This window comes from uncultured Pseudokineococcus sp., assembly GCF_947495735.1.
GTDB lineage: Bacteria > Actinomycetota > Actinomycetes > Actinomycetales > Quadrisphaeraceae > Pseudokineococcus.
The window spans coordinates 197,205-211,665 of the sequence record NZ_CANMAA010000006.1 but is presented as its reverse complement, the minus strand read 5'-3'; the positions used below and the strand labels follow the sequence as shown (position 1 = coordinate 211,665).

Sequence of the window (14,461 nt, the reverse complement as noted above, 5' to 3'; positions counted from 1 at the left end):
CACGCCGCCAGCGTTCGTCCTGAGCCAGGATCAAACTCTCCATCAATGCACAACAGTCAACAACCCCCCAACCACCAGACCCGAAGACCCAGCAGCCCAGGAAGCCGCAACCAATACACGTGGAACAAAAGCACCCCACCCACTGGCGAGCAAGGCACCCGAAAAACGCCCCCCACCACCCAAAAGGCAGCGAGACACTTGCCCGACCAGCACCACACCCACCCACCACAACGGCAGACAGACACGACAACCAGCCGAACCACAAAAACTTGGCATTCGACTTTGGCACGCTGTTGAGTTCTCAAGAAGCAGACCCGCACACCAGACCGACTTCACAGCCGGCCCCGGTGAAGGGCTGATGTTCCGTACGCTACCCCAGCCCGCTCGCGCTCCTGAACCGGAGCGCTCCGCACCTGGAGCTCCCGACCTGGCCGAGTCGAAGTCCGAGGACTTCACGCTCCTGCCGATCGGGGCGGCCTACCTGGCGGGACTGACCACCTCGCGGTGTCCGTTCCTCCCTGCCGGGCGACGTGGAAGAAGTTAGACCCCGCCCCCGCCCGGGCGCAAGTCGCGGGCCGGGCCCTCCGGTGCGCACCCCGCCGCACGGGCGACGCCGGCGCGCACCGGAGGGCGAGCCGCGTCAGCGAGGGCGCGCGTCCACCGCGGCGAGCGTCCGCTTGCCGCGGCGCAGCAGCGCCCAGCGACCCTGCAGGAGCTGGTCGTCGGCGAGCTCGGCGTCTCCGTCCGCCACCGCGGTGTTGTTGACGTACGCCCCCCCGTCCGCCACGGCCCGGCGCGCGGCCGAGCGGCTGGCGCACAAGCCGGTGGCGACGAGGAGCTCGACCACGGTGCGGGCTCCCTCCCCCACCACCGCGTGCGGCAGCTCGGCCAGAGCGGCGCCGAGCACGTCTTCCGGGAGCGCCTCCAGATCACCCCGGCCGAAGAGCGCCGCGGCGGCCGCCTCGGCGGCGTCCACCGCCGCCGCGCCGTGCACGAGCGCGGTGACGTCGCGCGCGAGCGTGCGCTGCGCCTCGCGCGCGCCGGGGCGCTCCGCCGTCCTGCCCGCCAGGGCCTCGAGGTCCTCGCGCGAGCGGTCGGTCAGCACCCGCAGGTACCGGTCGACCGAGGCGTCCTCCACGTTGAGCCAGAACTGGTGGAAGGCGTAGGGCGAGGTGAGCGCCGGGTCGACCCACACCGTGCCGGACTCGGTCTTGCCGAACTTCGTGCCGTCGGCCTTGGTCAGCAGCGGGACGGTGAAGCCGTGCACCGCCGTGCGCTGGACGCGGTGGACGAGGTCCACCCCGGCCGAGACGTTGCCCCACTGGTCGCTGCCCCCGAACTGGAGGGTGCAGCCGTGCCGGCGGTGCAGCTCGAGGTAGTCCATCGCCTGCAGCACCTGGTAGCTGAACTCCGTGTAGCTGATGCCCTCGGCACTGGCCATGCGCGCCGCCACGGCCTCCTTGGCGAGCATGCGTCCGACGCGGAAGTGGCGCCCCACGTCCCGCAGCAGGTCCAGCGCCGACAGCTGCGAGGTCCAGTCGAGGTTGTTGACCATCCGCGCCGGGTTGGGGCCGTCGAGCTCGACGTACGGCTCGATCTGGCCCCGGAGGCGCTCGACCCACCCGGCGACCACCTCGGCGTCGTTGAGCTGGCGCTCGGCCGTGGGCTTCGGGTCCCCGATGAGGCCCGTGGCCCCTCCGACGAGCAGCAGCGGGTGGTGCCCGGCGCGCTGCAGGCGCCGGGCGACGAGGATCTGCACGAGGTGGCCGATGTGCAGGCTCGGCGCCGTGGGGTCGAAGCCCACGTAGAAGGTCAGCGGCTCGGCCAGCGCGGACCGCAGCGCGGCCTCGTCGGTGGACTGGCCCAGCAGGCCCCGCCACTGCAGGTCGTCGAGCACGTCGACCACGTCTCACTCCTCCGGTGCGCCGCCGCCCGCGGCGGTCGCGGGCGGCTCGTCCAGCCTGCCAGAGCCGTCCCTCCAGGGCCCCGCGGCGCCGCCGGGCCCGCGAAGGCCGTTCACGAGGTCGTCGGGCGCCTGCGCCGGACGCCGCCCGGCCGGTAGACCGACACCGTCGGCTCGCCGTCCAGCCACAAGCGCCACGGGTACTGCTCGCCGTCTCCTCCCGGGCCGGCGACCCCCACCCGCGGGCCGGTCCTCACCCGCCGCGCGGGGTCGCCCGTCGCCGGCGGGAGGACGTGCGGGTCTCCCCCCACCAGGTCGTGGCCGTCGAGGTCGCCCGCGACCCCGAGCGCCGAGGCGAGCCGGGCCGGTCCACGCGCCAGGTCGCGCTCGACGCGCGCGGCGGGCCGCCGCTCCCGGGCGAGGTCGACGCCCTCGACGACCTCGCCGCCGCGCAGGAGGACGGCTGACGCCGCGCCCTCCTGCCCCGTCACGACGTTCACGCACCAGTGCACGCCGTACGAGAAGTACACGTACAGGTGGGCGGCGGGCCCGAACATGACCGCCGTCCGGGGCGTGCGACCGCGGGCGGCGTGGCTTCCCGGGTCTCCCTCGCCGGCGTAGGCCTCGACCTCGGTGACCCGGACGACGACCCGCCCCTCGGGCGAGGTCCGGACCACCCGGCACCCCAGCAGCGCCGGGGCCACCTCCAGGACGGGGCGGGCGAAGAAGTCCCGCCCGAGCGCTGCTGCCGCCACCGCGCCACCCCGCCCCGTCAGGAGGACGCCGCCGCAGCCGGTGCCCGGCGGGCCCAGGCCCGCAGCTCGGCGCTGCGCTCGCGCGCCGCGCCGAGCTGCTCGGCGACCCGCGCCGGGGCGGTGCCGCCGACGGCGTCGCGCGAGGCCAGCGAGCCCTCGACGGTGAGCACCTCGCGCACCGCGGGCGAGAGGTGCGGGGAGATCTCCGCGAGGTCGGCGTCGGTGAGGTCGACGAGCTCGACCCCCCGCTCCTCGCAGCGCCGCACGCAGGAGCCCGCCACCTCGTGGGCCTCCCGGAACGGCACGCCCGCCCGCACGAGCCAGTCGGCGACGTCCGTGGCCAGGGAGAAGCCCTGCGGCGCCAGCTCGGCCATCCGCTCGGTGCGGAAGCGCAGCGTGGCGACCATGCCCGTGACCGCCGGGAGCAGGACCTGGAGCGTGTCGACGGCGTCGAACACGGGCTCCTTGTCCTCCTGCAGGTCGCGGTTGTAGGCGAGCGGGAGGCCCTTGAGCGTCGTGAGCAGCCCGGTCAGGTCGCCCACGAGCCGCCCCGCCTTCCCGCGGGCCAGCTCGGCCACGTCCGGGTTCTTCTTCTGCGGCATGATGCTCGACCCCGTCGAGAAGGCGTCGTCGAGCACGACGAAGGAGAACTCCTTCGTCGCCCACAGGACGACCTCCTCGGACAGGCGGGAGAGGTCCACGCCGGCCATGGCGAGGACGAAGCACGCCTCGGCCACCACGTCGCGGGCCGCCGTGCCGTCGATGGAGTTCTCCACCGGTCCGTCGAAGCCGAGCTCGGCCGCCACGGCCGCGGGGTCGAGCCCCAGCGACGAGCCGGCGAGCGCCCCCGAGCCGTACGGCGAGCGGGCGGCGCGGGCGTCCCAGTCGCGCAGGCGGTCCACGTCGCGCAGCAGCGGCCAGGCGTGCGCCAGGAGGTGGTGGGCCAGCAGCACGGGCTGGGCGTGCTGCAGGTGCGTGCGCCCCGGCATCGGCGCGGTGGGGTGGGCGCCCGCCTGCTCCGCGAGCGCGTCGACCAGGTCGAGCAGGAGCCCGGCCACGACGCGCAGCTCCTCGCGCAGGTACGCGCGGACCATGGTGGCGATCTGGTCGTTGCGCGAGCGCCCGGCGCGCAGGCGGCCGCCGAGCTCGGCGCCCGCCCGCTCGAGCAGGCCGCGCTCCAGCGCGCCGTGCACGTCCTCGTCCGACGGCAGGGGCCCGAAGGTCCCCGCGACGACGTCGGCCTCCAGGCCGTCCAGCGCCGCCAGCATGTCGCGGAGCTGGTCCTCCTCGAGGAGCCCGGCCCGGTGCAGCACCCGGGCGTGCGCGCGCGAGCCGGCCAGGTCGTGACGGGCGAGGCGCCAGTCGAAGTGCGTCGAGCGCGAGAGCTCGGTCAGGGCCTCGGCGCTCGTGCCCGCGAAGCGCGCGCCCCAGAGCCGGCCCTCACCGGTGCCCCCGCTGCCGGCGGTCGAGGGCTCAGCCATCGGTGCGCTGGTCCCGGCCCGAGGCGATCTTGCTCGACAGGCCCCAGATGTCCACGAAGCCCTTGGCGAGCGACTGGTCGAAGGTGTCGCCGGAGTCGTAGGTCGCCAGGGAGAAGTCGTAGAGGCTGGTCTCGCTGCGGCGGCCGGTCACGACGGCGCGGCCGCCGTGCAGGACCAGGCGCACCTCGCCGGTGACGTGGCGCTGGCTCTCGGCGACGAAGACGTCGAGGGCTCGCTTGAGCGGGGAGAACCACAGGCCGTCGTAGACGAGCTCGGCCCAGCGCTGGGACACGCCGCGCTTGAAGCGGGCGAGCTCGCGCTCGAGGGTCACGTTCTCGAGCTCCTCGTGCGCCGTCAGCAGCGCGATGGCGCCCGGCGCCTCGTACACCTCGCGGCTCTTGATGCCCACGAGCCGGTCCTCGACCATGTCGATGCGGCCGACCCCCTGGGCGCCCGCGCGCTGGTTGAGCTCCTCGATGGCCTGCAGCACGGTGACGCGGCGGCCGTCGATGGCGACGGGCACGCCGCGCTCGAACTCCAGGACGAGCTCGTCCGGGCCGGGCGACTGCCCCGGCTCCTCGGTGTAGCTGTAGACGTCCTTGGTCGGCGCGTTCCAGATGTCCTCGAGGAAGCCCGTCTCGACGGCGCGGCCCCAGACGTTCTGGTCGATCGAGAACGGGTTGTTCTTCGTCGTCTCGATGGGCAGCTCGCGGCTGGTGGCGAACTCGATGGCCTTGTCGCGGGTCAGCGCGAGGTCGCGGACCGGCGCGATGCAGGACAGCTCGGGCGCGAGGCTCTGGATCCCGACCTCGAAGCGGACCTGGTCGTTGCCCTTGCCGGTGCAGCCGTGGGCGACGACGGAGGCGCCGTGCTGGCGGGCCGCGGCCACGAGGTGCTTGACGATCACCGGGCGCGAGATGGCCGACACCAGCGGGTAGCGGTCCATGTAGAGGGCGCCGGCCTGCAGGGCCGGCAGGCAGTACTCGTCGGCGAACTCGTCGCGGGCGTCGGCCACCTCGGCCTCGACGGCGCCGCAGGCGAGCGCGCGCTCGCGGATGGTCTCCAGGTCCTCACCGCCCTGGCCGACGTCGACGGCCACGGCGACGACCTCGGCTCCCGTGCGCTCGGCGATCCAGCCGATGGCCACGGAGGTGTCGAGGCCTCCGGAGTAGGCGAGGACGACGCGGTCGGTCACGGGGTGCTCCTAGGTGTCGGGGTCTTCGGTGTGGTCGCGCCGGTGCGGCGCGCGCGGTGCTGGGTCGTGCTGGTGCGGTCTGCGGGTGGTGCGGGTCGGGCCGTCGTGCCGGCCGCCGGGCTCAGGCTCCCGTGCGCCCGGCGGCGAGGTCCAGGAGGCGGCGCGCCGTGGACTCGCCGTCCGGGCCGCGCCCGATGACGAGCACGGTGTCATCCCCGGCGATGGTCCCGAGCACCTCGGGCAGCACCGAGGTGTCGACGGCCGAGGCGAGGTACTGCGCCGCGCCCGGCGGCGTGCGCAGGACGACGAGGGGCCCGGAGGCCTCCGCCGTCACCAGCAGCTCCTCCGCCAGGCGCGCCAGCCGCGCCAGCGAGGTCCCCGCCGCCTGCGCGGCGACGGGGGTGCGGTCCCCGCCCTCGCCGGGGACGGCGTAGACGAGGCCGTGGTCGGGGTCGCGCACCTTCGTGGCGCCCAGCTCGACGAGGTCGCGGGACAGCGTCGCCTGCGTGACGTCCACGCCCTCGGCCGCCAGCAGGCCCGCGAGCTCGGTCTGCGAGCGCACGGGTCGCGAGCGCAGGAGGTCCACGACCCGGGCGTGGCGCGCCGCCCGCGTCGAGGGCCGCCCCGGGCTGCTCGGGGCGAGGTCTCCGGGGCCCCCTGCGGCGGGGCTCACGACGCCTCCTGCGCCGCGGCCGCGGCGAGCACGCCGGGCAGGGCGCCGGTGAAGGAGTCGGCCTGCTCGTCGGTGAGGACGAGCGGAGGCGCCAGGCGGATCGCCGAGGGGCTGACCGCGTTGACGACGAAGCCCGCCTCGAGCGCGGCCCGGGCCACCGCGGGCGCCGCGGGCCGGGACAGCTCGAGCGCCAGGAGGAGCCCCTGCCCGCGGACGCCCGCGAGCAGGCCCGTCGGGTCGTCCACGGAGGCCATGTCCGCGCGCCAGCGGTCGCCGAGCTCGCGCGCCCGCTCGACCAGGCCGTCGCGCTCGAGGACGTGCAGGACGGCGAGAGCCGCTGCGGCGCAGACGGGGTTGCCCCCGAACGTGGTGCCGTGCTGCCCGGCGGACAGCAGCGAGCCCGGCCCCTCGCCGAGGCCGACCACGGCGCCGACGGGCAGGCCCCCGCCCAGGCCCTTGGCGAGGGTGACGACGTCGGCGTCCACCCGGCCGTCCGGCCCGGCGCTGGCGAACCAGCGGCCGGTGCGCCCCACCCCGGTCTGGACCTCGTCGACGACGAGCAGCGCGCCCGCCGCCGCCGTGAGCTCGCGCGCCGCCGCCAGGTAGCCGGGGGGCAGCGGGCGCACGCCCGCCTCGCCCTGCACCGGCTCGACGACGAGCGCCCCCACGCGCCGGCCCGCGTCGCCGTCCAGCGCCTCGGCGAGCGCGTCGACGTCGCCGAAGGGCAGGTGGCGCACACCGCCGGGCAGCGGCTCGAACGGCTCGCGGATGGCCTGCTTCGCCGTCATCGCGAGCGCGCCCATGGAGCGGCCGTGGAAGGCGCCCTCCAGGGCGAGCACCTCGGGCCGCCCCGTGCGCCGCGTCATCTTGAACGCGCCCTCGTTGGCCTCGGTCCCGCTGCTGCACAGGAACACCCGGCTGCCGTCGGGGGCTCCCAGCAGCTCCAGCAGCCGCTCGGCGAGCGCGACCTGCGGGCCCGTCGCGAAGAAGTTCGAGACGTGCCCGAGGGTGGCCATCTGCGCCGTCACCGCCGCCGTCAGCACCGGGTGGGCGTGCCCGAGGGCGTTCACGGCGATGCCGGCGAGCAGGTCGAGGTAGCGCCGCCCGTCGGCGTCCCACACCCAAGCGCCCTCGCCGCGCACGAGCACGCGCTGCGGGGCTCCGTAGGTGCCCATGAGCGCGCGGCCGTAGCGCTCGGCGACGTCCGCGCCCGCGAGGCCCGTCAGTCCCGGGACGGCGTCGGGCGCGGGGACGCCGCCGCCGGACGCGGTGAGGGCGCTCACGAGGGCACCACCTGCGTGCCCACGCCCTCGGGCGTGAACACCTCGAGCAGCACCGCGTGCTCCACCCGGCCGTCGAGCACGGTGGCCTGCGGCACACCGGCTCTCACGGCGCGCAGGCAGGCCTCCATCTTGGGGATCATGCCCGCGTCCAGGCTGGGCAGCAGGACCTCCAGGTCGGCGGCCGCGATGGACCGGACGAGCGAGGAGCGGTCGGGCCAGTCGGCGTAGAGGCCCTCCACGTCGGTGAGCACCACGAGCTTGGCCGCGCCCAGGGCCGCCGCGATGGCCGCCGCGGCGGTGTCGGCGTTGACGTTGAGGACGGCGCCGGCCTCCTCCACGTCGCCCGCGGCGAGGTCGTCCTGCACCTCCGGCGCGACGGTGGCGATGACGGGGATCCGCCCGGCCTCCAGCAGGTCGAGCACCGCCGCCGGGTCGACGTCGACGACGTCGCCCACGAGGCCGATGTCGACCGCCTCGCCGTCCACGACCGCCTCGCGGCGGACCGCCCGCAGGAGCCCGGCGTCCTCCCCGGACAGGCCGACGGCGAGGGGCCCGTGGGCGTTGAGGAGGCCCACGAGCTCGCGGCCCACCTGGCCGACCAGCACCATCCGCACGACGTCCATGGCCTCGGGGGTCGTCACGCGCAGCCCGCCGCGGAACTCGCTCTCGATGCCGAGGCGCCCGAGCATGCTCGAGATCTGCGGGCCGCCCCCGTGCACGACGACGGGACGCACGCCCGCGGAGCGCAGGAAGACCATGTCGGCGGCGAAGGCGCGACGCAGCCGGTCGTCGACCATCGCGTTGCCGCCGTACTTGACGACGACGACCTCGCCCGCGAAGCGCTGCAGCCAGGGCAGCGCCTCGACGAGCACCGCGGCCTTCGCGCCGGCGTCCAGGCCCGCAGCGGCCGTGGCGGCCGCGCCGTCGGCGGCCGGCACGGGCTCAGCGGCGGCGCTCACGTCGAGTACGCCGAGTTCTCGTGGACGTAGGCGTGCGTGAGGTCGTTGGTCCAGATGGTCGCGCTCTCCGCGCCCGCCTTGAGGTCCACGAGCACGTGCACGGCCCGGTCGGAGAGGTCGACGAGCGAGCGGTCCTCCCCCACCGACCCGTCGCGGCAGAGCGCCACGCCGTTGAAGGACACGTCCAGCACGGCGGGGTCGAAGGTCGCCGACGTCGTGCCGACGGCCGCCATCACCCGCCCCCAGTTCGGGTCGCGGCCGAAGATCGCCGCCTTGAACAGGTTGCTGCGCGCCACCGAGCGCGCCACCTCGAGGGCGTCCGCCTCGGTGACGGCGCCGCGCACCTCGAGGGCGATGTCGTGCTCGCTGCCCTCGGCGTCGCCCATCAGCTGGGCGGCCAGGTCGGCGCACAGCGGCTCCAGCGCCTCGGCGAGCTCGCGCGCCGAGACGCGCACGCCCGAGGCGCCGCTGGCGAGCAGCGCCACGGTGTCGTTCGTGGACTGGCACCCGTCGGAGTCGAGCCGGTCGAAGGTCGCGGCCGTCGCGGCGCGCAGGGCGGCGTCGGCCTCCGCGGGGTCGACGATCGCGTCGGTGGTGAGGACGACGAGCATCGTGGCCAGGGCGGGGGCGAGCATGGCGGCGCCCTTGGCCATGCCCCCGCAGCTCCACCCGTCGCGGGCGACCACGGCGGTCTTCGGCACGGTGTCGGTCGTCATGATCGCCACCGCGGCGTCGTCCCCGCCCTCGGCCGCCAGGCCGTCGGCCGCGGCCGACACGCCCGCGAGCAGGCGCTCGGGGTCGAGCTGGTCGCCGATGAGGCCGGTGGAGCACACGAGCACCTCGCCCGCCCCGCAGCCGAGCAGCTCGGCCGTCCGCTCCGCGGTGCGGTGGGTGACGGCGAAGCCCTGGGGGCCCGTGTAGCAGTTGGCCCCGCCGGAGTTCAGGACCACGGCGCGCCCGCGCCCGGAGCGCGCGACGACCTCCGACCACAGCACCGGGTTGGCCTTGCAGCGGTTGGAGGTGAAGACGGCGGCCAGCACGTCGAGCGGGCCGTCGTTGACGACGAGCGCGACGTCGGGACGGCCGCTGGGCTTCAGGCCGGCCGTCGCGCCGGCGGCGCGGAAGCCGGCGGGGGCGGTGGTGCTCACGACGTGCTCCTCGGGGTGGTCACGGGGCGGGTGGTCACGGGGCGGGTGGTCACGGGGCGGGTGGTCACGGGGCGGGTGGTCACGGGGCGAGCCCCACGGCGGAGAGCCCCGCGCCCTCGGGCAGGCCGAGCGCGAGGTTGAGGCCCTGCACGGCGGCGCCGGCGGTGCCCTTGACGAGGTTGTCCACGGCGGCGACGGCGACGACGCGGCCCACGCGCTCGTCGAGCGCCACCTGCAGGTGCACCGCGTTGGAGCCGGCGACGTCCTTCGTGCGCGGCCAGCGGCCCTCGGGCAGCAGGTGGACGAAGGGCTCGGCGGCGTACGCCGACGCCCACGCCTCGCGCACCTGCGCGGCGGTGGTGCCGGGTCGGGCCCTGGCCGTCGCCGTGGCGAGGATGCCGCGGGGCATCGGTGCGAGCGTGGGCGTGAAGGAGACCGAGACCGGCTCCCCCGCCGCAGCCCCCAGGCCCTGCTCGACCTCGGGCGTGTGCCGGTGGGTCCCGCCGACGCCGTAGGGCGACATCGACCCCATCACCTCGGCGCCGAGCATCGCGACCTTCGCGGCGCGCCCTCCTCCGGAGGTGCCCGACGCGGCCACCACGACGACGTCCTGCGGCTCGCACAGCCCGGCGGCGAAGCCCGGGGCGAGGGCGAGGGTGCATCCCGTCGGGTAGCAGCCGGGCACGGCGAGGCGCCGTGCGCCGACGAGGGCCTCGCGCTGGCGACCGCCGCCGGCGAGCGGCAGCTCGGGCAGGGCGTAGGGCCACGTGCCGGCGTGGGCGGAGCCGTAGAAGGCCTCCCACGCCGCCGGGTCGGCGAGGCGGTGGTCGGCGGCGGCGTCCACGACGAGGACGTCGTCCCCGAGCTCGGCGGCCAGCGGCCCCGAGCTCCCGTGCGGCAGCGCGAGCACGACGACGTCGTGGCCGCCCAGCACCTCGGCGGTGGTGGGCGCCAGCACCCGGTCCGCCAGCGGCAGCAGGTGCGGCGCGTGCTGCCCCAGCGGCGTGCCTGCGCTGGAGGCCGCCGTCAGCGCCCCGATCTCCACCTGCGGGTGGGCGAGCAGCAGGCGGCACAGCTCCGCCCCCGCGTACCCGCTCGCGCCCGCGACCGCCACCGTGACCATGCGCATGATCATACACAGCGGCGGATGCCCATGCGAACGCCTCCCATCGGCGCGGCGCGCGGCCGCGCCGACGGGAGGAGAGCCCTCAGGCGCCGCGCAGGACCGCGCCGGTGACCTGCGCTGCGGTGGCGACGGCCGCCTCGCGCACCTGCGCCGCCTCCGCGGCCGTCAGGGTGCGGTCGTGCGCGCGCAGGCGCAGCGAGAAGGCCAGCGAGCGCCGGTCCTCCCCCACCTGCTCGCCGACGTAGACGTCGACGAGGCGGACGTCCTCGAGCAGCGGCCCCGCGCCGCGGCGCAGCGCGCGCTCGACGTCGCGGGCGGGCACCCCCGCGTCGACGACGAGCGCGACGTCCTGCTTGACCACGGGGTAGGTCGAGACGGCTGCCGCGCGGGGCGGACCCGCCAGCTCGCCGAGGAGGACCTCGAGGTCCAGCTCGAGGGCGACCGTGCGGGCCGGCAGCTCCAGGGCGGACACCGCGCGCGGGGCGAGCTCGCCCGCGTGCCCGACGAGCGACCCGGCGGCGGGCGAGCCCTCGGCCACCCGCAGGGCGACGCACCGGCCCGGGTGGAACGGCGCGCGCCCCGGGTCGGCGACCGCCTCGAGCGAGACGCCGAGCACCTCGCCCACCAGCAGGGCGAGCTCGACGGCGTCGCGCGCGTCGACGACGCGGCCCTTCCCCTCCCAGCCACGGGGCACCCGGGCCCCGGCCAGGACGGCCGCCACGTGCAGCGGCTGGTGCGGCACGGCGGCGCGCACGGCCGCCTCCTCCTGCGCGCTCGGCCTCTCGGCGGTGCCCGGACGGGGCGCCGGCGCGCGGTCGGCCGCGGGCAGCACCACGGAGCCCAGCTCGACGAGCGCGACGTCGTCGGCGCCGCGCCCGGTGTTGCGGCGCAGGACGTCGACGAGCGTCGCGAGCAGGCTCGTGCGCAGCAGCGGCTCCTCCTCGCGCAGCGGGTTCGCCACGCGCAGGGCCCGCCGCCGGTCGTCGTCCTCGGGCAGCCCGAGGGCGTCGGCCCGCTCGGGGGCGACGAACGGGTAGCTGGCCACCTCGACGAGGCCCGCCTCCGCCAGGGCGCGCGCCAGGGAGCGGACGGCGCGACGGCGCGGCGACAGCCCGCCGAGACCGGCGCCCGCCGTCCCCGGCAGCGCGCGCGGGAGGACCGACGGGATGCGGTCGTAGCCGTCGAGCCGCGCGACCTCCTCGACGAGGTCGGCGGCCTGCAGCAGGTCGGGCCGCCAGGACGGCGGGACCACCGACCACGCGTCGGACGCGGCGGCGCCGCCGGTGGGGTCCGGCGCCCCGGGACCGCCGGAGACGGCGCACCCCACCTGCTCGAGGAGCGAGCGCACGCGCTCCGGCGCGTAGTCGACGCCGACCAGGCGCGCGGGCTCGCCGACGGGCAGGGCGATGGTCGGTCGCTCCGCCGGGGCGCCGACGTCGGTCAGGCCCTCCTCGGCGGTGCCGCCGCCGTGCTCGACGAGCAGGTCGACGGCCAGCTGGGAGGCGGCCGCGGTCATGGCGTCGTCGACGCCGCGCTCGAAGCGGCGGCTCGCCTCGCTGGGCAGCCGGTGCCGGCGAGCGGTGCGGGCGACCGACACCGGGTCGAAGACCGCGGCCTCGAGGACGACGTCGCGCGTCGACGACGAGACCTCCGTGGAGGCGCCGCCCATCACCCCGGCGAGGCCGACCGCGCGGGCGCCGTCCTCGCCGTCCGCGATGACCAGGTCCTCGGGGTGCAGCGCGCGCTCGACGCCGTCGAGCGTGGTGAGGCGCTCGCCCTCGCGGGCGCGGCGCACGGTGAGGCCCCCGTCGAGGCGCTCCGCGTCGTAGGCGTGCAGCGGCTGGCCGACGAGCAGCATCACGTAGTTCGTCACGTCGACGGCGAGGGAGACCGGGCGCACGCCCGCCTGCACCAGCCGGCGGCGCAGCCACCACGGCGTGGGCCGGCCCGGGTCGACGCCGCGCACGACGCGGGCGGTGACCCGGCGCGCACCGGGGCGCCCGTCGACCGGCCGCTCGTCGGCGAGCACGACCCCGCGGCTGCCGGGGCCGGCAGGCCCCGCGACGCCGACCACCGGGTCCCGGAAGGCCGTCGCCACGTCGAGCTGCCGGCCGTGCGCGTGCTCGCGCCCGAGGCCGCGGACGCTGAAGCAGTACCCGCGGTCGGGGGTGACGTTCACCTCGACGACGCGGTCCTCCAGCCCGAGCAGGGCCTTCGCGTCGTCGCCCGGGCGCGCGCCCTCGGCCGCCGCGCCCAGCAGCTCGGGGAGCACGATGATGCCGTCGGCGTCCTGCCCGAGGCCGAGCTCGGCGCTCGAGCAGATCATCCCGTCCGAGACGTGCCCGTACGTCTTCCGCGCGGCGATGGCGAACCCGCCGGGCAGGACGGCGCCGGGCAGGCTGACGACGACGAGGTCGCCCACCCCGAAGTTGTGCGCGCCGCAGACGATCCCGCGGGGCTCGGCCTCGCCGACGTCGACGGAGCACCAGCGGATCGTCTTGCCGTTCTTCTGCGGCTCGGGCTCGGCGGTCAGCACCCGCCCGACCACGACCGGGCCCGCGACGTCGCCGCCGGAGATGCCCTCCTCCTCCAGGCCGACGCGCACCAGGACCGCGGCGACGTCCTCCGCGCTCGCCGCCGGGTCCACGTCCGTGACCTCCGCGAGCCAGCTCACCGGGACGCGCATCAGACCTCCGTCCCGAACTGCCGGCTGAACCGGACGTCGCCCTCGACCATGTCGCGCATGTCCTCCACCCCGTTGCGGAACATCAGGGTCCGCTCGATCCCCATGCCGAACGCGAAGCCCGAGTAGCGCTCGGGGTCCACGCCGGCGGCCCGCAGGACGTGGGGGTTGACCATCCCGCAGCCGCCCCACTCGATCCAGCCGGTGCTGCCGCAGGTGCGGCACGGGACGCCCTCGCCCGCCGGGTCCTCGGTCCGCGTCGAGGCGTCCTCCTCGGCCGCGGACGGCGCCCCGGCCCCCGCTCCCCTCGCCGCCCCCGGAGCCACCTCGCCGGTGCCCGCGCACACGGGGCAGCGCACGTCCATCTCGGCGCTGGGCTCGGTGAAGGGGAAGAACGCCGGGCGCAGGCGCGTCGTCGTCCCCTCGCCCAGCACCGCCACGGCCATCGCGTCGAGGACGCCGCGCAGGTTGGCCATCGTCAGGTGCTCGTCCACCGCGAGGCCCTCGACCTGCGTGAAGACGGGCGTGTGCGTGGCGTCCAGCTCGTCCGTGCGGAACACCCGTCCGGGCACGGCGACGTAGAGGGGCGCGCCGTGGTCCAGCAGGGCCCGGGCCTGCACCGGGGAGGTGTGCGTGCGCAGCACCAGGCCGTCCTCGGGCGGGTCGACGAAGAAGGTGTCCTGCATCTGCCGCGCGGGGTGGTCGGGGCCGAAGTTGAGGGCGTCGAAGTTGAACCACTCGGCCTCGACCTCGGGGCCCTCGAGCACCGTCCACCCCAGGCCCGTGAAGAAGTCCTCGACCTCCTCGACGAGCAGCCCCAGCGGGTGGCGCGCGCCGCGCGGACGCCGGGACGTCGGCTGCGTGAGGTCCTGCGCCTCGGTGACGAGGACGGCGGCGTCCCGCTCCGCCTCCAGGACGGCGCGGCGCTCGGCGACGGCCTCGGCGACGTCGCGGCGGGCCTGGCCCATCCGGCGGCCGGCCTCGGCCTTGGCGGGACCGGGCAGCGCGCCGATCTCGCGGTTGGCGAGCGAGAGCGGGCTGCGGTCACCCCCGTGGGCGCGCGCGGCGGCCGTCAGCTCGTCGAGGTCACCGGCGGCGGCGACGGCCGAGAGGGCCTCGGCGACGGCCGCCTCGACCTGCTCGGCGTCCGTCGGCGACACCGCGACGGGGTCGGGGTCCCTGTTCGGGGCGGGCTCGGGGGTCGGGTCAGGCACGGGCGCTGAGTCTAGGGACCGCGGGCGGCTCCACCCACCCC

Annotated in this window: 11 protein-coding genes; all 11 read right to left on the bottom strand. The window is 76.5% G+C overall.

Going from position 1 to position 14,461, the window contains the following annotated elements:
- Positions 1-640: 640 nt before the first annotated feature.
- The 11 genes from tyrS to pheS all read right to left on the bottom strand — a co-directional run bounded on the left by tyrS (position 641) and on the right by pheS (position 14,420).
- On the bottom strand, positions 641-1,906 hold the full coding sequence (tyrS, locus tag Q0848_RS10865; protein WP_299037416.1) for a tyrosine--tRNA ligase: 1,266 nt from the start codon (positions 1,904-1,906) through the stop codon (positions 641-643).
- Between the two features lie 110 nt (positions 1,907-2,016).
- The gene (locus Q0848_RS10860) at positions 2,017-2,658 is read right to left on the bottom strand and encodes a DNA-3-methyladenine glycosylase (RefSeq protein ID WP_299037414.1); all 642 of its coding nucleotides are present in this window, start codon (positions 2,656-2,658) and stop codon (positions 2,017-2,019) included.
- A 17-nt stretch (positions 2,659-2,675) separates the two neighbouring features.
- A complete protein-coding gene (gene argH / locus Q0848_RS10855) occupies positions 2,676-4,139 on the bottom strand; it encodes an argininosuccinate lyase (protein WP_299037412.1) in 1,464 nt (487 codons plus the stop codon).
- Positions 4,132-5,334, bottom strand: coding sequence for an argininosuccinate synthase (locus tag Q0848_RS10850; RefSeq protein WP_299037410.1), 1,203 nt, complete (start codon positions 5,332-5,334; stop codon positions 4,132-4,134). Before Q0848_RS10850 ends, argH begins: the two co-directional genes overlap by 8 nt.
- Positions 5,335-5,455: 121 nt before the next feature.
- A complete protein-coding gene (locus Q0848_RS10845; RefSeq protein ID WP_299037408.1) occupies positions 5,456-6,007 on the bottom strand; it encodes an arginine repressor in 552 nt (183 codons plus the stop codon).
- The gene (locus tag Q0848_RS10840) at positions 6,004-7,233 is read right to left on the bottom strand and encodes an acetylornithine transaminase (protein WP_366146550.1); all 1,230 of its coding nucleotides are present in this window, start codon (positions 7,231-7,233) and stop codon (positions 6,004-6,006) included. Before Q0848_RS10840 ends, Q0848_RS10845 begins: the two co-directional genes overlap by 4 nt.
- A 53-nt stretch (positions 7,234-7,286) precedes the next feature.
- Entirely contained in the window at positions 7,287-8,228 is a 942-nt protein-coding gene (gene argB, locus Q0848_RS10835; protein ID WP_366146549.1) for an acetylglutamate kinase, read from the bottom strand.
- Between the two features lie 17 nt (positions 8,229-8,245).
- Positions 8,246-9,397 carry a bifunctional glutamate N-acetyltransferase/amino-acid acetyltransferase ArgJ gene (argJ, locus tag Q0848_RS10830; protein ID WP_299037403.1) on the bottom strand — a complete coding sequence of 384 codons (1,152 nt, stop codon included), beginning with the start codon at positions 9,395-9,397 and terminating at the stop codon, positions 8,246-8,248.
- A 79-nt stretch (positions 9,398-9,476) separates the two neighbouring features.
- Positions 9,477-10,520: an N-acetyl-gamma-glutamyl-phosphate reductase gene (argC, locus tag Q0848_RS10825; protein WP_299037401.1), complete on the bottom strand. Its 1,044-nt coding sequence runs from the start codon at positions 10,518-10,520 to the stop codon at positions 9,477-9,479.
- Positions 10,521-10,605: 85 nt separating this feature from the next.
- On the bottom strand, positions 10,606-13,209 hold the full coding sequence (gene pheT, locus Q0848_RS10820) for a phenylalanine--tRNA ligase subunit beta (protein ID WP_299037399.1): 2,604 nt from the start codon (positions 13,207-13,209) through the stop codon (positions 10,606-10,608).
- The gene (pheS, locus tag Q0848_RS10815) at positions 13,209-14,420 is read right to left on the bottom strand and encodes a phenylalanine--tRNA ligase subunit alpha (RefSeq protein WP_299037397.1); all 1,212 of its coding nucleotides are present in this window, start codon (positions 14,418-14,420) and stop codon (positions 13,209-13,211) included. The genes pheT and pheS overlap by 1 nt, the downstream gene beginning before the upstream one ends.
- Positions 14,421-14,461: the final 41 nt, after the last annotated feature.

Excerpts from the sequence above, each read along its gene's own strand:
- argH (WP_299037412.1), bottom strand. The coding sequence starts at position 4,139 with ATGGCTGAGCCCTCGACCGCCGGCAGCGGGGGCACCGGTGAGGGCCGG.
- argC (WP_299037401.1), bottom strand. The coding sequence starts at position 10,520 with ATGGTCACGGTGGCGGTCGCGGGCGCGAGCGGGTACGCGGGGGCGGAG.
- pheT (WP_299037399.1), bottom strand. The coding sequence starts at position 13,209 with ATGCGCGTCCCGGTGAGCTGGCTCGCGGAGGTCACGGACGTGGACCCG.